Origin of the sequence: Ferrimonas sp. SCSIO 43195 (assembly GCF_023716685.1) — a bacterium.
Taxonomy (GTDB): domain Bacteria; phylum Pseudomonadota; class Gammaproteobacteria; order Enterobacterales; family Shewanellaceae; genus Ferrimonas; species Ferrimonas kyonanensis.
The window spans coordinates 149,178-169,069 of sequence record NZ_CP072679.1 but is presented as its reverse complement, the minus strand read 5'-3'; the positions used below and the strand labels follow the sequence as shown (position 1 = coordinate 169,069).

Sequence of the window (19,892 nt, the reverse complement as noted above, 5' to 3'; positions counted from 1 at the left end):
AGCGCGATCAACGCAGCAGCAAATTGCGCTTTAATGCAACAAAAGTGGGATTTACTGGTCCGATGGCTTGAGCGTATCCAACAGCGATTCGTCGGCCATAGACGCTTCGGAGCGGCTTTCCACCTGCTTCAGCAACTGCCGGTACTGGGCTTCGATGCGATCAAATTCCGGCCGCGCCTTTTCAGAGATGTAGCCACGGAAGGTGGTCAACACCCGCAGCACACCCTGATAGATCTCATCTTTAGACAGGTTGCCATCCACCTTCTGGGCACTCTGGAATCCGATCCAGCAGGTGATGATCATCTTCAGGGTCTGGGCCAGATCGGCAATGTAGATGTCCGCCAGCACCACGGTGCCGTTGTCACGCAAAATCCGCAATGCACTGGAGGACTGCACGTCCATCTTTTTTTGCACTTCGATGTAGCGCTTACGCAACTCCTGATCCCGATTGAGAATGTCCGCCAGGTTGGCGTAGAAAAACCGGTAGCGCCACATCACCTTGAACATTCCGTCCAGGTAACGAACCATAAAACCGAGATCACTCTCGCTCTCTACGTCGTAGGGGCGAAATGCCTCCAGAATGTAGCTTTCATATTCGCTGTAGATGCTGCGAATGATGTCTTCCTTGTTGCGGAAGTGGTAATACAGATTACCCGGGCTGATCCCAAGATGGGCCGCAATGTGATTGGTCGTAATCGCCCGTTCGCCATGCTGATTAAACAGCTCACAACTGGCTAGAATAATTTTATCTTTAGTTTTCATGGGCTCGCCTTCTCTTTGTCACCCGCTAGCTTACCTTGGCGTGGCTAGATTTGAAACAGTATGCGCCCTGCTCTATGATGCGGGCGTCTCCCTGATAGTTATCCAACCATGAACCGAATCAGTTACAGCTTACTGCTTATTCTTGCTACCCCTTTGGCGCTGCTCTATTTCGGCTGGCGTGCACTCAAGAGTCCGGACTACCGAGGCCGGCTAGGGGAACGGTTCGCACTGGGTCTCCCACGGGTCAGCGGTCCACTGATGATCCACTGCGCCTCCATGGGTGAGACCCTGGCGGCACTGCCGTTGATCAGAAAGCTGCAACAGCAGTATCCGACCACCCCGTTGTTGGTGACCACCACCACTCCGACGGGATCACAGCAGGTCAAAAAACACCTGGGCGACAGCGTCTTTCACTGCTACCTGCCCATGGATCATTCGCTGATAATGCGCCGTTTCCTGAACAAATTAAAGCCAAAAGCGATCATTCTTATGGAAACTGAACTGTGGCCTAACCTGATCCACCACAGTTTCTGCCGCCACACTCCGGTGATCCTGGCGAACGCCCGCTTGTCTGAGCGCTCCGCCCGGGGTTACGGCCGGTTTCCCAAGCTGGTGGGGCCGATGCTGAACCGACTCACGGCGGTGGCCGCCCAGAACAGCAACGACGGCGCCCGCTTGGTCAAATTAGGGGTCAGCGCCGCCCGTCTTATCGATTGCGGCAGCCTGAAATTTGATATCCCCATCGACAAACCGGCCCGTCAGCAGGCCGCGGAATTGGGGCAAACACTGTTTGGTGCCCGCCCCCGCTGGATTGCCGCGTCCACCCACCCCGGTGAGTTCGAGCAGGTTGTGGCCAGCCATCAGCAACTGCTGCGCACCCACCCTGAGTTACTGCTGGTGTTGGTGCCCCGGCACCCGGAACAATTTGATCATGCCGCCGACCTGTGCCTACAGGCCGGACTGACCCTGCAACGCCGCAGCCAGACCACCGAGGTGGCTGCCGACACCCAGGTACTGGTGGGCGACACCATGGGAGAGTTGATGGGATTGTACGGCGGCTGCGACATCGCCTTGGTGGGCGGCAGCCTGATCGAGCGAGGCGGGCACAATCCACTGGAACCGGCGGCGTTTGGTAAACCGGTGCTAATGGGACCGCATTACTTCAATTTTCAGGAGATCGGCGATCAGTTGCAGCAACACGGCGCGCTGCTCACCGTGGCGAATCAAGGTCAGTTGACCGAGACCCTGCGCAGCCTGCTCAATGATCGCCGTCAGCGGCAGAGCATGGGCGAGGCGGCGCTGCTGTTCGTGTCTCAGAACCGCGGTGCCACCGAGCGACAACTTCAGGTGATCCGCGACGCCATTACAGCCGGTACCCCTTAAGCAGCAGCGACCAGTCACTCTCCTGCCACTTCAGCCCGGAGACCCGCTGCGCCTCTTTGCGCAGTGATCGCTGCAACCGGTCCAGGTTGGCCTGCTGCCATTTGCGATCGGGTTTGCGCATCTCACCGCGGTCAAAATCGATCAGGTAGAACTGTTCGCTATCCAGCAGAATGTTGCGGGCATTAAGATCGGCATGGTAGACCCCGGCCTGGTGGAACCGGGCCAGCACCTGACCCAGCTGAATCCAGCGCGACTCGCTCAACGACGCCTGAGACAGCGCCCCCACCAGGTCCTGACAGCCCATCAGTCGCTCGGTGATCAGGTCGGCACGGTAGCTGAATCCCTGGCGCTCGATGCGAGCGGCAACCGGTCGACAGGCAGGCAACTGCAGCGCCTGAATCTGCTCCAGCAACTTCAGCTCCCGATAGGCCCGGGTCTTATTCAGGCCCGGCCACAAATAAGCATCTTCAATCAGCTTGCCCGGTAACCCGCCCCGGTAGTAATGACGCAGCACAAAATGACCGCCGTCGATCTTCAGAAACAGCGCCGGGTTTCGGCCACTGGCATCGGAATGACCATCAATGCGGTTACCGCGCTGAAGCCATTCCCGGTCAAACCAACACTCCTTGGCCGGACTGTCGTCTGCCAGCAGCAGGGTGTTCTCTCGGTGTTCAGTCAATTGCATGACAACTCTCGGTGGCGCCATTAGAAATCACAAAAGTGACGCCATTGTGGAGCCACAACCCGGGCAACGCAACCGACAAACCCAAACGGCACTTGGTCAGCGCCGAGAATTTCTTTAAACTTGCGATTTTACGGCAACCACCAGCCCAATTATGCCCATTCCAAGCAAAGTTAACTCCATCTGCATCATGCGCCTGTCGGCCATCGGCGATGTCTGTCATGCCGTGGCCATGGTGCAGGCGCTGCAAAAGCGTCACCCCGATGCCGCCATCACCTGGATCGTGGGCAAGATCGAAGCCGCCCTGCTGGACGGTCTCGACGGTGTCGAGCTGGTCGTGTTCGACAAACGCCAGGGCTGGCAGGGGTACAAGGCTCTGTGGCGCACCCTCAAAGGCCGCCATTTCGATGTGCTGTTGCACATGCAGGTTGCCCTGCGAGCCTCGGTGGCCACCCTGGGCATTCGTGCCAAGGTAAAGGTGGGGTTTGATCGAGACCGGGCCAAAGAGGGGCAGTGGCTGTTTACCAACCACCGCATCGCCCCCCAGGCCAGTCCCCACGTGCTGGACGGTTTTATGAATTTTGCCCGCGAACTGGGGGTAACCGACACCGATCCAAGCTGGAACATGCCCATCAGCGTGGCCGATCACCAGTTTGCCGCCCTGCAGATTCCCGACGGACAACGCACCCTGGTGATTTGCGCCGCCGCCAGTAAAGCCGAGCGCAACTGGCTGCCAGAGCGCTATGCCGCCGTGGCAGACCATGCTGCCAGCCTCGGCATGACGGTGATGCTGTGCGGCGGTCCGGCGGCTCTGGAACTTTCCCTGGCCGACGCCATCCAACAGCATGCCAATACCCAACTGGTCAACCTGGTGGGGCAAACCAACCTGAAACAACTGCTGGCGCTGTTGCGACGGGCCACGCTGGTACTGGCGCCCGATACCGGTCCGGCCCACATGGCCGTCACTCAGGGCACCCCGGTGGTGGGACTGTACGCCCACTCCAATCCGGCTCGCACCGGCCCCTACCGGTATCGGCACTGGGTGGCCAGTTGCTATCAGCAACACGTGGAGCAACAGCAGCAGGCGCCATTGGCACAGATCCCTTTTGGCACCCGAGCCAAAGGCGCCGAACTGATGGCCGCCATCGATGTCGATACCGTCATTGAACAGGTTAACGGCGCCCTTGAGGCGTACACTTAAGCCAGCCAATATTCCATTTTTTGCTTTGGGGCAGACTCAGGGCAGCAGTTATAGGAACAGCGTCATGCGCATTCTGATCACCGGCGCCGCCGGTTTCATCGGTTACTACGTCAGCCAGCGTTTGCTGGCCGAAGGCCATCAAATCGTTGGTCTGGACAACCTCAATGATTACTATGACGTCGAGCTGAAACAAGCCCGGCTGAAGCAACTGCTGCCCCAGTCGGGGTTCCAGTTTGTCGAACAGGACCTGGCGGATCGGGACGGCATGGCCCGGCTGTTTGCCAACGACAAATTCGATCGGGTGATCCACCTGGCCGCCCAAGCCGGCGTGCGTTATTCCATCGACAACCCCATGGCTTATCTGGACTCCAACCTGGCCGGCATGCTGACCATCCTCGAAGGCTGTCGTCAGCAGAAGGTGCCACACCTGGTGTACGCCTCCTCCTCGTCGGTGTACGGCATGAACAAGAAAGTACCGTTCAGTGAAGCCGATGCCGTCGATCACCCCATCAGCCTGTACGCCGCCACCAAGAAGTCTAACGAGCTGATGGCCCACACCTACAGCCACCTGTACGACCTGCCCACCACCGGTCTGCGGTTCTTTACCGTGTACGGCCCCATGGGACGGCCGGACATGGCCTACTTCAGCTTTACCAAGAAGATGCTGGCTGGCGAGCCCATCGATGTCTTCAACCACGGCAAGCTGTCGCGGGACTTCACCTACATCGACGACATCGTCGAAGGCGTGGTACGGGTAATGGAGCAGGTACCGGAGCGGGATGACAACAACGACTGCGCCAGCCCGGATCGCTCCAGCGCCCCCTACCGCTTGTTCAACATCGGCAACCATCAACCGGTGGAGCTGATGACCTTTATCCGCACCCTGGAGCAGGCTCTGGGCGTCACCGCCAAGCTCAACATGAAACCGATGCAGGCCGGTGACGTCTACACCACCTACGCCGACACCGACAACCTGCAACAGGCGGTCGGCTTCAGCCCGGATACCTCCCTGGCCGATGGCCTGCAGAAATTCGCCGACTGGTATCGTGCTTTTTATGGCTAAGAGCCCTCGCCCCACAAGGGAAGCCCCGGCTTCCCTTGTGTTCCTCCTGGCAACCCTCTAGCATCCTCCTATCATCCAGAGAACCGATTCAATTTCATGTCAAAACAGAAAATCAAAGTCCTGGTCATCGCCGACTACCTTGGCCGCAGCAACCTCAACCCGGTGCGTCCCGAAGCCGCTCAACTGTTCGGCCTGCAGCAATCCGGCGAGGCCGACATCAGCGTACTTTGCAGCCCAGAATCGGTTCTGGTGGACTACTACCGCGACAACGGCCTGACGGTCATTCCCCATAAGATCGACGGCAAGTTATCGCTCAAAAGCATTCGCTTCATCCGCAAACTGATTCGTGACCAGGGCTTTGAACTGTTGCACCTGTTCAACAGCCGCGCCATCAGTAACGGCGCTACCGCCGCCATCGGCCTGCCGGTCAAGGTGATCGCCTACCGCGGTCAGACTGGCAGCATTAAACGCTACGATCCCTCCAGCTACCTGAACATGCTGCACCCCCGCATCGACAAGATTGTCTGCGTAGCCAAGGCGGTGGAATTGGATCTGCGCAAGCATCTGTGGGGCAACAAGGACAAGCTGATCACCATCTACAAGGGCCATTCCCTGGATTGGTATCAGGCCCCCAAAGCCGACCTGTCGGCGCTGAACCTGCCCGACGATGCCTTTACCCTGTCGCTGGTGGCCAACCTTCGGCCCCGCAAGGGCCTGCACGTGCTGATGGAAGCCACCCATCACTTTCCCAAAGATGCCCCCATCTACACCCTGCTGGTGGGCGCCAATCCTGATGATCCCAAGGTCAAGGAGATGGCCGCCAAGGCGGTAGACCCCAGCAAGGTGATCGCCCTGGGCTATCGCAACGACGCCCCTCAGGTCTCTGGTGCCAGCGACATCATCGTGTTACCGACCACCAAACGGGAAGGCTTGTCGCGGGCGATTCTTGAAGGCATGGCCTACGGCCGGGCCGCGGTTGTCACCAGTACCGGCGGCAATGCCGAGCTGGTAAAAGACGGCGAGTCCGGCTACGTGGTGGATCCCAGCGACGCCCCGGCCCTGGGCAAAGCGATCACCCGTTTGTGGCAGGATCGGGATCAGACTGACGCCTTTGGCGCCAATGCCCGCCAGCGCATCGAAGCCATCTTCAATGTGCAACAGGGCATCGATAAGCACCTGCAGCTGTATAAGCAGCTGACCGGACGCCTGTAGAATGGCCCAGCGCTGCGGTCACCGCCAACAACAGCCGCAGCGCTTTTTCATCCACAATCGATCGGTTCTCTGCCTCTATCCCCCTCTGTCACTAGACTTTTAACATCCCGAATCATATCCTTTGGTCGACTTTGCCCACCGCCGTCACAAACGTTGATTCTGAGTCGGTCAGGGCACACCATTACTGGCATTCTATAGGCCGCTCTTAACCCTGAAAGGATCACATCGATGCACACCCTATCTGCCCTGATTATTTGTATGAATGAAGAGGACAGGATCCGTCCCTGCCTGGAGTCACTCAAAGGATTTGCAGATGAGATCATCGTGTTCGATTCAGGCAGCACCGACAGCACCATCGACATTGTCCGTGAGTACACCGACAAGGTGTGGATCACCGAAGACTGGCCGGGTGACGGCTTTCAGAAGCAGCGAGCCCTGGATCAGGCCAGCTGTGACTGGGCGCTGATCATCGACGCCGACGAGTGGCTCGACGACAACATGAAGCGCACCATCGGCAACATCCTGGCCCAGGACACCATCGAAGAGACCGCCTTCAAATTGCCCTGGGGCAACGTCATCATGGACAAGCTGATGAAGCACGGCCGCTCCGCTCGGGCACCCAAGCGGTTGTTCAAGCGGGAAGGGGCCCACATCACCCCGGTGGTGGTCCATGCCCACGTGGTCACCGAAGGCAAGATGTCCACCATTAAGGACGGCTTCCTGATGCACAACTCCCTGCGCGGTTTCGACCACCTGATGGAGAAAAACCGCACCTACTCCTGGGAAACCACACAGAAATACTTCGAACAGGGCAAACCCAGCCTGGGACCGGAAGTGGCGGTACTGCGAGCCCTGTGGACCTTCTTGCTGATCTACATCATTCGCCTGGGCTTCCTCGATGGCCGTCGCGGCCTGATGATGGCGGTAATGTTCGCCCAGGCGTCATTCAACAAATACGCCGGGCTGTGGTATCTGGAATACCGCCGCGACAATCCCCCGAAGAAGTAACCGCAAAACCGGCTTATCGACGAACAGACATTAACGGGTACCACGTGCATCGCTGTCATAATCAACGCTATCTGATGTTCATCCATCAAAGTTACGCTTACGCCATGCTACGGCCGCTGCAACAGGCCATTCGGGCTCATGGCGGCGAGGTGTGCTGGTTTCTGGCCACCGATGAGGTTGACCCGGGGTTTCTGGCGTCGGACGAACGCCGGTTGATGAGCATCGATGAGGTACGCGCGTGGCAGCCCCATGCGGTGTTGGTGCCTGGCAATGTGGTTCCCAGTTTCATTCCCGGCATCAAGGTGGGCGTGTTCCATGGCTTCAACTCCGGCAAGATCAACAGCCGGGGCCGCGAAGATCACTTCGAGATTCGCGGTTGCTTCGATCTCTACTGCACTCAGGGCCCCAACACCACCGCTCCGTTCGTGGAATTGGCCAAGCAACATGGTTTCTTCGATGTGGTGGAAACCGGCTGGGCCAACCTGGACCCGCTGTTTACCCCCTGCGCCGATAACCCCTACCTCGACGCCAGCGACCCCAGGCCCACTCTGTTGTTCTGCTCCACCTTCTCTCAGAAGTACAGCTGCGCCAAAAAACTGGTACCCGAGCTTGAAGCGCTGAGAGACTCGGGCAAGTGGCGCATTCTGGTGCAGTTCCATCCCAAGATGGAACAGGCGGTGATCGACACCTATAAGGGGATGCAAAACGATAACCTGACCTTTGTCGAAACCGACAACGTCATCCCGCTGCTGCAGGCCGCCGATCTGATGCTGTGCGACACCTCATCGATGTTGTTGATGTTCCTGCTGCAGCAAAAGCCAGTGGTCACCTTCAATACTCAGACACCACAGCCACACCTGCTCAACGTCACCGAGCCTGAGCAGATTGCCGATGCCCTCGAGCTGGCCCAAAGCCGCCCGGCGGAATTGATGGCCGCCATCGAGGCATTCAGCAATCAACTGCACCCCTACCGGGATGGCCGCTCCACCGAGCGAGTCCTGGTGGCGGTCAACACTCTGATCGAATCCGGGCTGGGGCACCTCAAGGCCAAGCCACTGAATCTGATCCGCCGCTTCAAGCAACGAAAGAGCCTGGGCTACTGGCGCTGGTAGACCGGACTCGGCAAAGGAATCCCCATGGAATTTTACGTCTGCTCCACCGTGCGTCACCTGCTGTTTGCCGTGTTACGAGCCAATGCCCGTCCTCAGGTGCAGTCTCACGTGGTGCTGTTTGCCGACTACCAGGGCATTACCCCCGACCTGCTGGATACCGAGGTGCTGCCCGATCACATTCAGGTGCACCTGCTCAGCCGCCGGGCAACCAGCAAACTGCAAAGCAAAACCCTGACCGGCACCCTGTTCTATTTTCTGGCCATGCGCGATCTGCCGGCGCCGGCTCGCTTCCGTCGTCACTTCTGCGAACAGTTAGCCAGCCTGTCCCCGGCCCTGTCCCGAGCATTGCTGGAGGCCGAACAGCCGCAAATGGTGCTGTTCAATGAAAAGAACAAGATGGCCCGCCTGTTCAGTCGAGTGGTGCCCCAGTTTTCCATCATCGAAGACGGCGAAGGCAACTACCGCAAACTGCCGGTAAAGACCTTCAAGCAACTGGGGCGGCTACTCACCGGTCGTACGCCGTCTTATAAGGTGTTTGGTGAAAGCCCCCGCTGCCAACAGGTGCACCTGCTTACGCCGGAGCGGGCCCCCGACTCCATCAGTCACAAAGCGGTTAAGATCGATTTCCTCGATCCCAAGGAACAATCAGCCATGGTGCTGACGCTGTTCCGGCTGACGCCACCGGCACACACCGGCCAGCGCGAGGCGGTGCTGAGTACCCAGCCCATAGAGAATATCGCTGGCTGCGGGGTGGCCGGCAAGCTGACCATCTACCGCACCCTGATCGACGCCCTGATGGCCCAGGGCTATCAGGTGTACCTGAAGATTCACCCGGCAGAAGACACCGACCAGTACCAGGAGTTTGCCCAGCGCTGCACCGTGCTGAACGCCAAGGTGCCGCTGGAGGCGATTTTGCTGGGTATGCCTTCGGTGATACCGGCCATCTCGATCCTGTCCGCCGCCGGCACCGGCTTCGAGCAGCACTGCCACCGACTGACCCTGGCGGACACCACTCTGGCCGACACTCTGGGCCGCTGGGGCAGCGACCCCACTCGCTGGCAACAGGCTCTGGAACAGGCCCTCATCAGCGTCAGTAACGACTGAACAACTCATAACACGCAACAAGGGCACCCTAGGGTGCCCTTGTTAGTTTCTGGCCGACACACTCAGCGCTGAGCCTGAGTCAGCACCCGCTGAAGCACCTCACAGCTGGTGTCCATCTCGGCCTCGGTCAGCGTCGGGTGCACCAAAAACATCAGGCTGGTCTCCCCCAACTGCACCGCATTGGCCAGTGGCGTAGCCGGACGCCAACCGGTGCCATCAAAGGCTTTCTCGTTGTACACCTCGGAACAACTGCCCTGCATGCACGGCACCCCGGCGTCGTTGATCGCCGCCACGATGCGGTCCCGGCTCCAGCCCGGCGCCAACTGTGAAGGTTCTATAAACAGATAACACTTGTACCAGGCGTGCGTGACGTAGTCCGGCACCGGTATCGACCGAATCAGGGCAAACTCACTGGCGGTGCTCAGCAAGCGCTCGGCGTTGGCGGTGCGCCTGGCCTGCCAGTCGGCCATCCGCCGCAGTTGGATACGGCCGATGGCCCCCTGTACTTCGGTCATGCGCCAGTTGGTACCGAAACTCTCGTGCAGCCAACGGAATCCCGGCGGATGGGCTTTCTCATACACCGCCGCATGGCTCTTGCCATGGTCCTTGTAGCTCCACATCGCCGCCCACAACGCTTTGTCGTTGGTGGTCACCATGCCCCCCTCACCGGCGGTGGTCATGATCTTGTCCTGGCAGAACGACCAGGCACCGATATGGCCGATGCTGCCCACCGGGCGGCCTTTGTAGCGACAACCATGGGCCTGGGCACAGTCTTCGATGACGTAGAAACCGCGCTGCTCTGCCAACGCCATGATGGCGTCCATCTCCGCCGGCATTCCCGCCAGGTGCACCACGATCACCGCCTTGGTGCGTTCGGTCAGCACCGCCTCGATGGTGTCGGCACTGACATTCTGGGTGTCCAGATCCACGTCGGCAAACACCGGCGATGCCCCCGCAGTAACGATGGACGACGCCGAGGCCAGAAACGTCCGCGAGGTGGTAATCACCTCGTCACCGGCGCCGATGTTCAACGCCTTCAGGGCCAGATCCAGGGCCACGGTGCCATTGGTCACTGCCACCGCGTAATTGCACTCGCACCAGGCGGCAAACTCTTTCTCAAACTCGCGGCACTCGCCGCCGGTCCAGTAGTTCACCCGGTTGGACAGGATCACTTCGGCGGCCTTATCGGCCTCCTCCTGGCTGTAACTGGGCCAGGGGGAAAAGGGGGTATTCAACACGTTGTCTTACTCCGACTTCAGGGGTTTAGCGGGGACGCCCACCACGCAGTCATTGGCCGCCACATCGGCCACCACCACCGCGCCCGCACCGACGGTCACGCCATCGGCCACGGTAATTAATTGACGCAAACAGGATTGCGCTCCCAGCCAGCTGCACTGGCCCACTTGACTGCCACCGCTCATCACGGCGCCCGGACTCAGGTGTACCGCATCGGCGACCCGGCAGTCGTGCTCAACCACGGCGGCAGAATTGACGATCACCGCGTCACCAACCCGGGCATCCGCATTGATGACGGCGTGGGCCAACACCACGGTTCCAGCCCCGAGCCTGGCATACTGGCTGACGCAAGCACGAGGGTGCACTACGGTCAACATCGCCACTGCGGCCTGCTGTAAACGCCGTTGCATCGCCAGGCGCACCGGATTGCTGCCGATGGCCACGACTACGCCGTCCAGGTGGGATCGGCAAGCCAGCAGTTGCTGCTCACCGCCCATCAGCGGCCAGGCGGACGACGCATCGTCGGCATCGTCAAATACCACCACCTGACAACCGGGGTGCTGCTGCTCGATGGCATCCGCCACCACCTTGCCATGACCACCGGCACCGAACACGGCATAGACCGCTCGGCCCTCGGCTTTCAGGCCTTGCAACCACTCAGTCTGCGGCAGGCTCATCGATCACCTCACCACTGCGGTAACTGCTTGTGGCCGATTGACCCAACAGGTCACTGATGCGGGTATGACTGCCAGCGCTGGTGTGCATGCACAACATCAGGTTGTTACGGGTAAAGGCCTGACCGGCTTCAATCGCTTCGGCGGCCACCACCTGCTTCTGGCGCTGACGATACACCAGTTCGGCGTCGGTCATCGGTTGCCAGCTGGCCGCATCCGGGTTGCCGAGGCGATGAAAACGCCGCATTCTGGCCACAAAGTGGGCCATCGCCTGCGGCAATAATCCAGCCTGGGCATCGGTGCGCTCCGCTTCCAGGGTGACGTGCTTTTCAAAGATTCGCAGCCCGCGCGCGTAAGCCATCAAACAGGCCTCCAGCGATTCATCGCTGTCTGGCGGTGAATGATCGGCGTAGCCGATGCGCACTCCGGGAAAGCGCTGGCACAAATGATTGATGCGCTCAAAGCAGACGTCTTCGATGTCGGTGGGGTAGGCTTGAAAGCCGTGCATCAGCAACAACCGATCCTCACCATAGGTGGCCACCAGGTACTCCACCTCTTCCAGGGTACGACCACCAATGCCAAAGGCCAGAGTCTTGGGCAGAGCCTGTACCGCGTCAATCAATGCCTGGTCATTGAAACTGACCGAATGGATCTCGACAAACTCCACCGAAGGGCGCTCGCACAGGGCAACCGCGGCGGTGTCCAGCGGCATCAGGAACAGCCGCAACCCTCGGGATTCGGCCCGATCCAACGCCTGCTGCCACTGCTCTAAGGTGAAACACCAACTGGTGATCAACCCGTGACTGTTGGCACCGTGGCTGACAAACTCATCGGCATTGATCAGCACCTGAAACTTGATCATGTCGGCACCGCTGTCGGCGGCGGCATCGATCAACCTCAACAGATAATCAAAGTCCCCTTCATGATTGAAGGCGGTCTCGGCAATCACAATCATAACTGCACCTCTTTCACCACGTGGCAGGCATCAATGCGTCGCTGCTGATCCGCCAGGAAGGCGGCAAAGTCGACATTCTTGCCGTAGGGCAACTTGATGTTGGTATCCATGGGAATGGCCTTGAAGGTATCCGGTTTCTGATCCAGCATACGCAGCACTCCGGCCAGGGACACGGCATCGGCCCGATCCCCCAGCTCCCGCAACAGCGCCCGGCCAACGGCCAGATCCGCCGGGGTATCCACCGTCAGGCTGAAATGACTGTAATCCTTATCCACCTTGAGCACACCGCAGCGATAACAGCTCGGATCAAAGGCAAACAGCATCAGATACTCACTGACCTCGGGATCGATCTTGGCGTAGATGTCCTTCAGTGCCGTCACCTTGATCACCTCGGCGGTGATCCCCAGCGGTACGTTTACCACCCGGCAGTAATCCAGTTGCTGCTCGTAACACTGGCCAATCTGCTCATCCAGCATGTCACCGGCGGTAAACACGTTGTCACCGGTGACCCGAATGACGTAGTCCGCCTGAGTCTGCTCGGCCACAGCCAGCATCCGCTCGATCACCGCGGTCGCCGCACCGCGGTAGAGCTGGATGCCATTTTTATCGGCCACGTCTTCCATGATGTCGTCACAGCTTTCGCTGGAGGTGCACAGAAAAATGTCGTCGACCCGGCGGGCCTTTTTCAAACTGGTGCTGATGATGTCCAGCATCGACACACGACGCTCGGAATCGAAGCTGCGCAGCACTTTCAGTGGCAGCCGCGTCGATGTGGTGCGAGCAATAATACAGGCTACGGTTTTCATGCAGTTAGTTTCCTAAAGGGCGCCGACGGCGCCCTCTATTGTTGTCGGTTTACTTAGCCCAGATCATCCCAGCTGAGCAGTTCGTCTTCACCCTTGGCTACCTTCATGGTGCGGCCAATTACCTGCATCTCCATCTCCGGAGGAATGCCGGTTCCCGGGCGCTTGAAGGTAAAATCGCTGGCCTGCAGCACATGACCTGGCTGCAGATCCCGGGTCAGCACCACGCTGCGGCGGAACTTGTCTTTCTTGGCCAGTTCGGCCTCGGACACCACCCGTTTGCTGCAGCCCATGGCGATCTGAATGTTGCGGGACTCGTCGCAAATCACCTTCAGCTCGGCCGGATCGGCGGAGATGGCGTGATCCCAGCCCGGCAAATCCTTGTCGGTGGTGTAGTGCTTCTCAATCAGGCAGGAGCCCAGCGCCACCGAGGCCAGCGGCAGGGCGCTGCCGATGGAGTGGTCGGAGAAACCGATGGGGTAGTCGTAAGCCTGCATCAACATGCTGATGTTGGCCAGGTTGACGTCTTCCATCGCCGGTGGGTAGATGGAGATGCAGTGCAGAATCACGATCTGGCGGTTGCCGGTGGACTCGATGGCTGCCACGGCATTATCGATCTCGGCCATGGTAGACATACCGGTGGAGATGATCACCGGCAGGCCTTTTGCCGCCACGTGCTTAAGCAGGCGCAGGTTGGTGATGTCCATGGAGGCGATCTTGAAAAACGGCACCCCCAACGACTCCAGCAAATCCGCTTCGGTTTCTGAGAACGGAGTGGAGCAGAACGCCACCCCTTTGTCATCGCAATAGCGCTTCAGCTCGTGATGGTCCTCGGTGCTCAGGGCGTATTTGTCCACCATCTCAAACAGGGAACCGAAGTGCTTCTTCTTGCAATCGTCATAGCTCTGATTGCGATCGTACTCCTCTTTGGCGATCAGCGAAGTGTTGCTCCAGGACTGGAACTTCACCGCATCGGCACCGTTGTCGACCGCAGAGTCGATCATCGATTTCGCCAGTTCCATATCCCCATTGTGGTTAGCGCCGATCTCGGCAATCACGTAGGGGCGACCAAAGTTACTGATCTCGCGATCGCCCAGCTTGATAACTTTACTGTTCATTACAGCTCCTAAATTGCGCTCCACCAATAGGCATTGGTGGGATGAATAGTCGTGAGTCTCTGCCGCATCTGAGCCGGCGTTTCCGCCTCAAGTTGCGCCAGCAGCCCTTGATAGTGGTGCCGTCGATCGGCGTAAGCCGTAAGCATGGCACTGAAGCCATGGGCCCGGCAATACTCCGTCATAACCCGATAATGGATCGCTTTAACCTCAACGGTGCGTTTCAGCTTCTCCGGGGTCAGGCTGTTGGTAAAGCCGGCGGTGTTCTGTTCATAAATACGGTAGTAGGTGGTGCTGTCCACCCGTTTGCCCTTGAGGCCATTAAGCAGCAACGCCGAGGTCAGAAACCAATCGTAGGCAACGACGTCCAGTGGACAGGTCATGGCCTCAATCACCGCCGCTGCCGCCTTCACATTGAGGGCGAAATGGGACAGGCCGACAAAGTTGTGCGCCATCAGCGCATCCACCGATGTCACCTGAGACGGCTGCTGCCCCTCGAAAAAGTCACGCTGACGATTCGACAGCAGATTAAGGCCGGTGTAGTAGAAACCATATTCGTCGCTGTAGGCCGCCTTGGTGCGAGCCACCCGGTCGGCGGCCATCACGTCATCGGCATCGATGAAAATCGCCAGCTCATAGCCCTGCTCGAGGGCATAGCGCAAGGCCCAGTCACGAGCATCCGGAATGCCCAGATTATGCTCATTGGCCACTTCCGTACCAACGAAGCCGAACTGCGTCAGCGGTGCGTCCAGGCCATAGTTGAACGCCACACAATCAAAATTCTGGTCGGTTTGCGCCGCGATGGAGGCAAACAGTTCGGTCAGGTAAGGCTTGGCCTGCTGGTAGACGTGGGTGACCACCAGAGTCCTCATGCCTGTGCTCCACTAAAGCTGGCCACGTAACGACCGAGGAAGGACCGACTGCCACTGGCATCGGCGATGACCGCCTCAAGCTCCTGCCGCAGTTGGGTCAGGTCCAGCTGCTGATCCGCCTCGGCGGTGGACAGCAGAATCTTGCGATTATCGGTGGGGATCACGCTGTCCATGTCGTAGAACAGCTCCTCGTACAGTTTCTCTCCGGGACGAAGGCCAATGATCTTGATGTCGGACTGAGCCCGTGACAGCTCGATCATCTTGCGCGCCAGGGTCAGAATCTCCACCGGCTCGCCCATCTCCAGCACAAACAACTCACCCCCCTGGCCCTGAACCCCGGACTCGATCACCAGCCGGGCCGCCTCGGGAATGGTCATGAAGTAGCGGGTCATGCGTTCATCGGTGATGGTCAGATCCCGCCCCTCTTTCAGCAGCTCCTTGAAAATGGGAATCACACTGCCGGCAGAGCCGAGCACGTTGCCAAAGCGAACCGCCATGAAGCGGGTATCGGAGCGACGATTCATCTCCAGCACAATCAGTTCGGCCACCCGCTTCGAGGCCCCCATGACGTTGGTGGGATTGACCGCCTTATCGGTGGAGATCAGCACGAAGCGGCCGATGGCCAACTCATCGGCCACCTGGGCCACATTGAGGGTCCCGAGAACGTTATTCTTCACCGCCTGCACCGGCGAGCGCTCCATCAGCGGCACATGCTTATGGGCGGCGCAGTGGAACACCACATCGATGCCCTGTCCCGTCAACTCTCGCACCAGCTCGGTGCGATCCTGAATCGAGCAGATCACCGACGAAAACGCAATCTCCGGGAAATGACGGCCGACAAACAGCTCCAGCAGATACAGGTCATTTTCATTCACGTCCAGACCGATGATTCGGGCGGGGGCAAACTTTGCCACCTGGCGCACCACCTCACTGCCAATGGAGCCGGCCGCACCGGTTACCAACACGGTCTGGCCCTGAATCTCTGCTGACACCCGATCATCCGCCAGGCTGACTTCGTGGCGCCCGAGCAGATCGGCCACGCTGACTTCGCGCATCTGGTTGAGAATCGGATCCTCAAACACGATGTCCAGCGCCTGGGGAATGATTCTGAGCTCAATGTCCCATTGACGACAGGTCTCGGAGATCACCGCCAGGTCATCTTCACCGATGTTGGAGATGGCCACGATCACCTTATCGATGAGCTCCGCTTTGGCCAGAACCGCCAGCTCATCCATGCCACCGGCGATGCTAATGCCCAGCAACTGCTGACCCCAACGGGACGTGTCATTGTCCAGGAAGTATTTCAGTCGATAACGCTCTGGCTGACGCAGCAAGGCATCGGCGACGATCTTACCGCCGCTGGACGCACCAAAGATGACCACATTTTTCATAGAATCGTTCGCCTTCTACTCTGTCTTATCCTGCCACTGCCGACCCCGTTCGTCGCCAGACGGTCTGTGGAAGCACCGGTTTTCCCCTCGGCCTGCGTTGACCCAAAGGATAAAAAACACTGGAAATACTGAAACTACAGCAGTATTTGCAAAGCTGCTATTCTACACCAACATCGCCGGCGACTGACTCAAAATTTCATGCCGGAGCGCAGTCATTCTAACCCATTCACCAGAGGCCCACATGAAACGCATCGCCATCTACCCGGGAACCTTCGACCCCATCACCAATGGCCACCTGGACCTGATTAAGCGCAGCGCCAAGTTGTTTGACCACGTGGTGGTCGGCATCGCCGCCAGTGCCAGCAAGAAGCCTTTGTTTTCATTGGATGAACGTGTGGAATTGGCGCAGCGCATTACCGACGACATCGACAACGTCACCATCAAGGGATTTTCAGGGCTGCTGGTGGATTTCGCCAAGGCCGAACAGGCCGATGTGCTGGTCCGGGGATTACGGGCGGTGGCCGATTTCGAATACGAATTTCAGCTGGCGGGCATGAACCGTCACCTGCACCCGGAGATGGAAACCATCTTCCTGACCCCGGCTCAGGAGTACACCTTCATCTCCTCCAGCCTGGTCAAGGACGTGGCCTCTCATGGCGGTAATGTCAGCGAGTTCCTGCACCCGCTGGTGGATGCCGCGGTCGCCACCAAACTGAAAAACCGGTAAACCGATTCAGCGCTGGCAGCGGTCGCAAAACACCGTTGCCCGCTGCCCCAGTTTCACCTCGGTCAGAGTCTGCCGACACAACGGACACGCCTCGCCGCCACGACCATACACCAGCAGTTGCTGGGCGAAATACCCCGGCTTGCCATCGGCCTGGGTGAAGTCTTTGAGGGTGGTCCCCCCCTGCTTGATGGCCCGAGCCAACACGGTTTTCACCTCATCCACCAATTGCGACGCCTGGGCATGACTCAGGGTACCGGCAGGACGGCGGGGATCGATGCCGGCGCTGAATAGCGCCTCGTTGGCGTAGATGTTGCCTACACCGACCACCACCTGGTTGTCCATCAGCGCCAGTTTAACGGCCTTCTTCTTGCCTTGAAGCTGCGACATCAGGTAATCGGCATTAAATGCGCTGGTGAGGGGCTCAGGGCCCAATTTGGCCAGCAGCGGATGCTCAGGCATGGGCCCCGTCCACCAGATGGCGGCGCCGAAGCGTCGTGGATCGTTAAGCCGCAGCACCGCTCCACTGTCCAGCACCAGGTCAAGATGGTCGTGTTTTTCCGGCGCCGGTGCCGGCTTCAGCACCCGCAGACTGCCGGACATGCCCAGGTGCAGAATCAACACCCCGATGTCGGTTTCCAGCAACAGGTACTTGGCCCGTCGCCGCACCCCAGTGATCGCCTGCCCCTGCATCTGCAGAATCTCCGGCTCGATGGGCCAGCGCAGTTGCGGCTGTCGCACCACCACCTCGGTGACGCACCGCCCCTGCAAGTGGGGACGGATCCCCTGACAGGTCACTTCCACTTCCGGTAATTCAGGCATCCTTCCCTTCTCGGTTTAACAGTTGAGCGCCTTCGGCCGACAGCAGCTTCCACCACTGCGGCTGCCCCAGCAGCTTCAGGTAGCCGTAGCGAGGATAGATCAACACGGTAATCGGCGCCGAGCCGTCATCCAGATACAGGTCCACCTGCACCGGTTGCATCGGCGCCGGAATCGGCTCGGCGATGGGCAGCAACCTGGCCTCACGCCAATGGGCCATCAGCGCCTGCAGTTGAGCGTCGGCCACCGCCGGCGCCGAACGCCAGTGTTCGCCGTCGCGGCGCACCACCAGCTCCTGCATCACCAGAGCCTCGATGCCGGCTCCCTCCGGCAACAGCGGGTAACTGCTGCTGTTGGGGCTGATCAGGTTGCTGACATACAGCATCAGCATGCCAAACAGGGACAACGCCAGAATCAGCACGTTGTTCCAGGTACGACGTTTCGCCATAAGCACGCTCAACTTCAGTTAAGTTATTCTGAAATTGTAGTTTTTTATCGCCCATAAAAAAACCCGGCCGAAGCCGGGTTTTTCAAGAGTCCAGGATCAATTACTTGATTTTGGCTTCTTTGTACAGAACGTGCTTACGCGCCTTAGGATCGAATTTTTTGATTTCGAACTTTTCAGGCATGTTGCGCTTGTTCTTGTCTGTAGTATAGAAGTGACCAGTACCAGCAGTGGATACCAGACGGATCTTCTCACGACCACCTTTAGCTGCCATGATTTATCTCCTTAAACCTTCTCACCGCGGGCACGCAGTTCTTTCAGAACTACTTCGATACCCTTCTTATCAATGATACGCATACCTTTGGTGGATACGCGCAGCTTCACGAAACGCTTTTCATCTTCAACCCAAAAACGGTGAGTTTGCAGGTTTGGCAGAAAACGACGCTTAGTGTGGTTTTTTGCGTGGGATACGTTGTTCCCGGTTACCGGACGCTTACCGGTAACTTGACATACTTTAGACATTTCAGTCTCCAAAATATTGCTCGAGCATCATTGTGCCTCGTATGGCCGTCGCCCGAGGCACACGAAGGGCGCATTTTATACAAGATAAAGAAGCAAAGATCAAGCAAACTGATGTTAAAGCCATCCTCTTTGTGCGAATGAGCAGCATTCGCCATGGCCGATGACCAAGTGATCGAGCACCGATACATCGATCAGTGCCAAGGCATTCTGTATCCGTTTAGTAATGGCACGGTCCGCTTGGCTGGGCTCACTGACGCCACTGGGGTGATTGTGAGCGAGTATCACTGCTGCCGCATTGGCAGCCAGAACCGTTTTCACCACCTCACGGGGGTACACATTAGCGGCGTCTATGGTACCACGAAATAATTCCGTTAGCTTGACTACTCGATGCTGACTGTCGAGCAACAGCATGGCGAACACCTCATGCCCTAAATGACCCAGGCTGACCTGCAAATATTCCTGGGCCGAATCTGGGCTGGTGAGGACATCGGCCTGCTGACTTTTCTCCCCCAGACAGCGGCGCCCTAACTCCAGCGCCGCCTGAAGCTGGGCGTATTTTGCCGGCCCCATGCCGCGAATGTCGGCAAACTGGCGGCGATCCATCGCCAACAACCGATTCAACCCGCCCGCGTGCGTCAGCAGTTGCCGTGCCAGTTCCACCGCGCTGCAACCGGCGATGCCGGTTCGAAGAAAAATCGCCAGTAACTCGGCGTCGCTTAAAACACCAACCCCTTGAGCCAAAAGACGTTCTCTTGGTCGTTCGGTCTTCGGCCAATCCCGTATTGCCATGACGCACCTCCTTGTGGATC

At 58.6% G+C, this 19,892-nt stretch carries 22 protein-coding genes; 8 read left to right on the top strand and 14 right to left on the bottom strand.

Features of this window, described 5'->3' with window-relative positions:
• Nucleotides 1-51 precede the first annotated feature (51 nt).
• Complete coding sequence (locus J8Z22_RS00765) at nucleotides 52-762, bottom strand: TetR/AcrR family transcriptional regulator (RefSeq protein ID WP_084144389.1); 711 nt, start codon at nucleotides 760-762, stop codon at nucleotides 52-54.
• A gap of 108 nt (nucleotides 763-870) precedes the next feature.
• Between J8Z22_RS00765 and waaA the strand changes: the two genes are divergently transcribed.
• The gene (gene waaA, locus J8Z22_RS00760; protein WP_252008363.1) at nucleotides 871-2,145 is read left to right on the top strand and encodes a lipid IV(A) 3-deoxy-D-manno-octulosonic acid transferase; all 1,275 of its coding nucleotides are present in this window, start codon (nucleotides 871-873) and stop codon (nucleotides 2,143-2,145) included.
• Here the strand turns inward: waaA and J8Z22_RS00755 are convergent.
• Complete coding sequence (locus J8Z22_RS00755) at nucleotides 2,126-2,830, bottom strand: 3-deoxy-D-manno-octulosonic acid kinase (protein WP_028112626.1); 705 nt, start codon at nucleotides 2,828-2,830, stop codon at nucleotides 2,126-2,128. The genes waaA and J8Z22_RS00755 overlap by 20 nt on opposite strands.
• A 151-nt stretch (nucleotides 2,831-2,981) precedes the next feature.
• Here J8Z22_RS00755 and J8Z22_RS00750 point away from each other — a divergent pair, with 151 nt between their 5' ends.
• The 6 genes from J8Z22_RS00750 to J8Z22_RS00725 all read left to right on the top strand — a co-directional run bounded on the left by J8Z22_RS00750 (nucleotide 2,982) and on the right by J8Z22_RS00725 (nucleotide 9,527).
• Nucleotides 2,982-4,028 carry a glycosyltransferase family 9 protein gene (locus J8Z22_RS00750; protein WP_252008361.1) on the top strand — a complete coding sequence of 349 codons (1,047 nt, stop codon included), beginning with the start codon at nucleotides 2,982-2,984 and terminating at the stop codon, nucleotides 4,026-4,028.
• Between the two features lie 64 nt (nucleotides 4,029-4,092).
• Entirely contained in the window at nucleotides 4,093-5,091 is a 999-nt protein-coding gene (locus J8Z22_RS00745; RefSeq protein ID WP_252008359.1) for an NAD-dependent epimerase, read from the top strand.
• A 96-nt stretch (nucleotides 5,092-5,187) separates the two neighbouring features.
• Nucleotides 5,188-6,303, top strand: a complete 1,116-nt coding sequence (locus J8Z22_RS00740) for a glycosyltransferase family 4 protein (protein ID WP_252008357.1) — start codon at nucleotides 5,188-5,190, stop codon at nucleotides 6,301-6,303.
• 228 nt (nucleotides 6,304-6,531) lie between these two features.
• Nucleotides 6,532-7,311 (top strand): glycosyltransferase family 2 protein, encoded by a 780-nt coding sequence (locus J8Z22_RS00735; RefSeq protein ID WP_028112622.1) that lies wholly within the window; start codon nucleotides 6,532-6,534, stop codon nucleotides 7,309-7,311.
• A 74-nt stretch (nucleotides 7,312-7,385) separates the two neighbouring features.
• Complete coding sequence (locus tag J8Z22_RS00730) at nucleotides 7,386-8,423, top strand: CDP-glycerol glycerophosphotransferase family protein (RefSeq protein WP_252010432.1); 1,038 nt, start codon at nucleotides 7,386-7,388, stop codon at nucleotides 8,421-8,423.
• Between the two features lie 24 nt (nucleotides 8,424-8,447).
• Complete coding sequence (locus J8Z22_RS00725; RefSeq protein WP_252008355.1) at nucleotides 8,448-9,527, top strand: glycosyltransferase family 52; 1,080 nt, start codon at nucleotides 8,448-8,450, stop codon at nucleotides 9,525-9,527.
• Between the two features lie 62 nt (nucleotides 9,528-9,589).
• Here the strand turns inward: J8Z22_RS00725 and J8Z22_RS00720 are convergent, their stop codons facing one another.
• The 7 genes from J8Z22_RS00720 to J8Z22_RS00690 are packed head-to-tail and all read right to left on the bottom strand — an operon-like array spanning nucleotide 9,590 to nucleotide 16,573.
• A complete protein-coding gene (locus tag J8Z22_RS00720; protein WP_252008353.1) occupies nucleotides 9,590-10,765 on the bottom strand; it encodes a DegT/DnrJ/EryC1/StrS aminotransferase family protein in 1,176 nt (391 codons plus the stop codon).
• A gap of 6 nt (nucleotides 10,766-10,771) precedes the next feature.
• A complete protein-coding gene (locus tag J8Z22_RS00715) occupies nucleotides 10,772-11,440 on the bottom strand; it encodes an acetyltransferase (protein WP_252008351.1) in 669 nt (222 codons plus the stop codon).
• Nucleotides 11,421-12,392: an N-acetylneuraminate synthase family protein gene (locus tag J8Z22_RS00710; RefSeq protein ID WP_252008349.1), complete on the bottom strand. Its 972-nt coding sequence runs from the start codon at nucleotides 12,390-12,392 to the stop codon at nucleotides 11,421-11,423. The genes J8Z22_RS00715 and J8Z22_RS00710 overlap by 20 nt, the downstream gene beginning before the upstream one ends.
• Entirely contained in the window at nucleotides 12,389-13,198 is an 810-nt protein-coding gene (locus J8Z22_RS00705) for a cytidylyltransferase domain-containing protein (RefSeq protein WP_028112616.1), read from the bottom strand. The genes J8Z22_RS00710 and J8Z22_RS00705 overlap by 4 nt, the downstream gene beginning before the upstream one ends.
• Nucleotides 13,199-13,251: 53 nt before the next feature.
• Complete coding sequence (locus J8Z22_RS00700) at nucleotides 13,252-14,313, bottom strand: N-acetylneuraminate synthase family protein (protein ID WP_028112615.1); 1,062 nt, start codon at nucleotides 14,311-14,313, stop codon at nucleotides 13,252-13,254.
• Between the two features lie 8 nt (nucleotides 14,314-14,321).
• Nucleotides 14,322-15,182, bottom strand: a complete 861-nt coding sequence (locus tag J8Z22_RS00695; protein WP_252008348.1) for a glycosyltransferase family A protein — start codon at nucleotides 15,180-15,182, stop codon at nucleotides 14,322-14,324.
• Complete coding sequence (locus J8Z22_RS00690; protein WP_252008347.1) at nucleotides 15,179-16,573, bottom strand: nucleoside-diphosphate sugar epimerase/dehydratase; 1,395 nt, start codon at nucleotides 16,571-16,573, stop codon at nucleotides 15,179-15,181. Before J8Z22_RS00690 ends, J8Z22_RS00695 begins: the two co-directional genes overlap by 4 nt.
• A gap of 241 nt (nucleotides 16,574-16,814) precedes the next feature.
• Between J8Z22_RS00690 and coaD the strand changes: the two genes are divergently transcribed.
• Nucleotides 16,815-17,300, top strand: coding sequence for a pantetheine-phosphate adenylyltransferase (gene coaD, locus J8Z22_RS00685; RefSeq protein WP_028112613.1), 486 nt, complete (start codon nucleotides 16,815-16,817; stop codon nucleotides 17,298-17,300).
• A 6-nt stretch (nucleotides 17,301-17,306) separates the two neighbouring features.
• Here the strand turns inward: coaD and mutM are convergent, their stop codons facing one another.
• From mutM to radC, 5 genes are all read right to left on the bottom strand, one after another.
• Nucleotides 17,307-18,119, bottom strand: coding sequence for a bifunctional DNA-formamidopyrimidine glycosylase/DNA-(apurinic or apyrimidinic site) lyase (gene mutM, locus J8Z22_RS00680; protein ID WP_252008346.1), 813 nt, complete (start codon nucleotides 18,117-18,119; stop codon nucleotides 17,307-17,309).
• Nucleotides 18,112-18,564, bottom strand: a complete 453-nt coding sequence (locus J8Z22_RS00675) for a hypothetical protein (RefSeq protein ID WP_028112611.1) — start codon at nucleotides 18,562-18,564, stop codon at nucleotides 18,112-18,114. Before J8Z22_RS00675 ends, mutM begins: the two co-directional genes overlap by 8 nt.
• 100 nt (nucleotides 18,565-18,664) lie before the next feature.
• Nucleotides 18,665-18,835 (bottom strand): 50S ribosomal protein L33, encoded by a 171-nt coding sequence (gene rpmG, locus J8Z22_RS00670; protein WP_028112610.1) that lies wholly within the window; start codon nucleotides 18,833-18,835, stop codon nucleotides 18,665-18,667.
• An 11-nt stretch (nucleotides 18,836-18,846) separates the two neighbouring features.
• Nucleotides 18,847-19,083, bottom strand: coding sequence for a 50S ribosomal protein L28 (rpmB, locus tag J8Z22_RS00665; protein WP_028112609.1), 237 nt, complete (start codon nucleotides 19,081-19,083; stop codon nucleotides 18,847-18,849).
• A gap of 114 nt (nucleotides 19,084-19,197) precedes the next feature.
• Entirely contained in the window at nucleotides 19,198-19,872 is a 675-nt protein-coding gene (gene radC, locus J8Z22_RS00660) for a DNA repair protein RadC (protein WP_252008345.1), read from the bottom strand.
• Nucleotides 19,873-19,892: the final 20 nt, after the last annotated feature.

Coding starts and splice junctions, on each gene's coding strand:
- J8Z22_RS00745 (WP_252008359.1), top strand. CDS start 4,093: ATGCGCATTCTGATCACCGGCGCCGCCGGTTTCATCGGTTACTACGTC.
- mutM (WP_252008346.1), bottom strand. CDS start 18,119: ATGCCTGAATTACCGGAAGTGGAAGTGACCTGTCAGGGGATCCGTCCC.
- rpmB (WP_028112609.1), bottom strand. CDS start 19,083: ATGTCTAAAGTATGTCAAGTTACCGGTAAGCGTCCGGTAACCGGGAAC.
- J8Z22_RS00735 (WP_028112622.1), top strand. CDS start 6,532: ATGCACACCCTATCTGCCCTGATTATTTGTATGAATGAAGAGGACAGG.
- J8Z22_RS00740 (WP_252008357.1), top strand. CDS start 5,188: ATGTCAAAACAGAAAATCAAAGTCCTGGTCATCGCCGACTACCTTGGC.
- radC (WP_252008345.1), bottom strand. CDS start 19,872: ATGGCAATACGGGATTGGCCGAAGACCGAACGACCAAGAGAACGTCTT.
- rpmG (WP_028112610.1), bottom strand. CDS start 18,835: ATGGCAGCTAAAGGTGGTCGTGAGAAGATCCGTCTGGTATCCACTGCT.
- J8Z22_RS00715 (WP_252008351.1), bottom strand. CDS start 11,440: ATGAGCCTGCCGCAGACTGAGTGGTTGCAAGGCCTGAAAGCCGAGGGC.
- J8Z22_RS00730 (WP_252010432.1), top strand. CDS start 7,386: ATGTTCATCCATCAAAGTTACGCTTACGCCATGCTACGGCCGCTGCAA.
- J8Z22_RS00765 (WP_084144389.1), bottom strand. CDS start 762: ATGAAAACTAAAGATAAAATTATTCTAGCCAGTTGTGAGCTGTTTAAT.
- J8Z22_RS00675 (WP_028112611.1), bottom strand. CDS start 18,564: ATGGCGAAACGTCGTACCTGGAACAACGTGCTGATTCTGGCGTTGTCC.
- waaA (WP_252008363.1), top strand. CDS start 871: ATGAACCGAATCAGTTACAGCTTACTGCTTATTCTTGCTACCCCTTTG.
- J8Z22_RS00690 (WP_252008347.1), bottom strand. CDS start 16,573: ATGAAAAATGTGGTCATCTTTGGTGCGTCCAGCGGCGGTAAGATCGTC.
- J8Z22_RS00710 (WP_252008349.1), bottom strand. CDS start 12,392: ATGATTGTGATTGCCGAGACCGCCTTCAATCATGAAGGGGACTTTGAT.
- J8Z22_RS00755 (WP_028112626.1), bottom strand. CDS start 2,830: ATGCAATTGACTGAACACCGAGAGAACACCCTGCTGCTGGCAGACGAC.
- J8Z22_RS00725 (WP_252008355.1), top strand. CDS start 8,448: ATGGAATTTTACGTCTGCTCCACCGTGCGTCACCTGCTGTTTGCCGTG.
- J8Z22_RS00750 (WP_252008361.1), top strand. CDS start 2,982: ATGCCCATTCCAAGCAAAGTTAACTCCATCTGCATCATGCGCCTGTCG.
- J8Z22_RS00700 (WP_028112615.1), bottom strand. CDS start 14,313: ATGAACAGTAAAGTTATCAAGCTGGGCGATCGCGAGATCAGTAACTTT.
- J8Z22_RS00705 (WP_028112616.1), bottom strand. CDS start 13,198: ATGAAAACCGTAGCCTGTATTATTGCTCGCACCACATCGACGCGGCTG.
- J8Z22_RS00695 (WP_252008348.1), bottom strand. CDS start 15,182: ATGAGGACTCTGGTGGTCACCCACGTCTACCAGCAGGCCAAGCCTTAC.
- coaD (WP_028112613.1), top strand. CDS start 16,815: ATGAAACGCATCGCCATCTACCCGGGAACCTTCGACCCCATCACCAAT.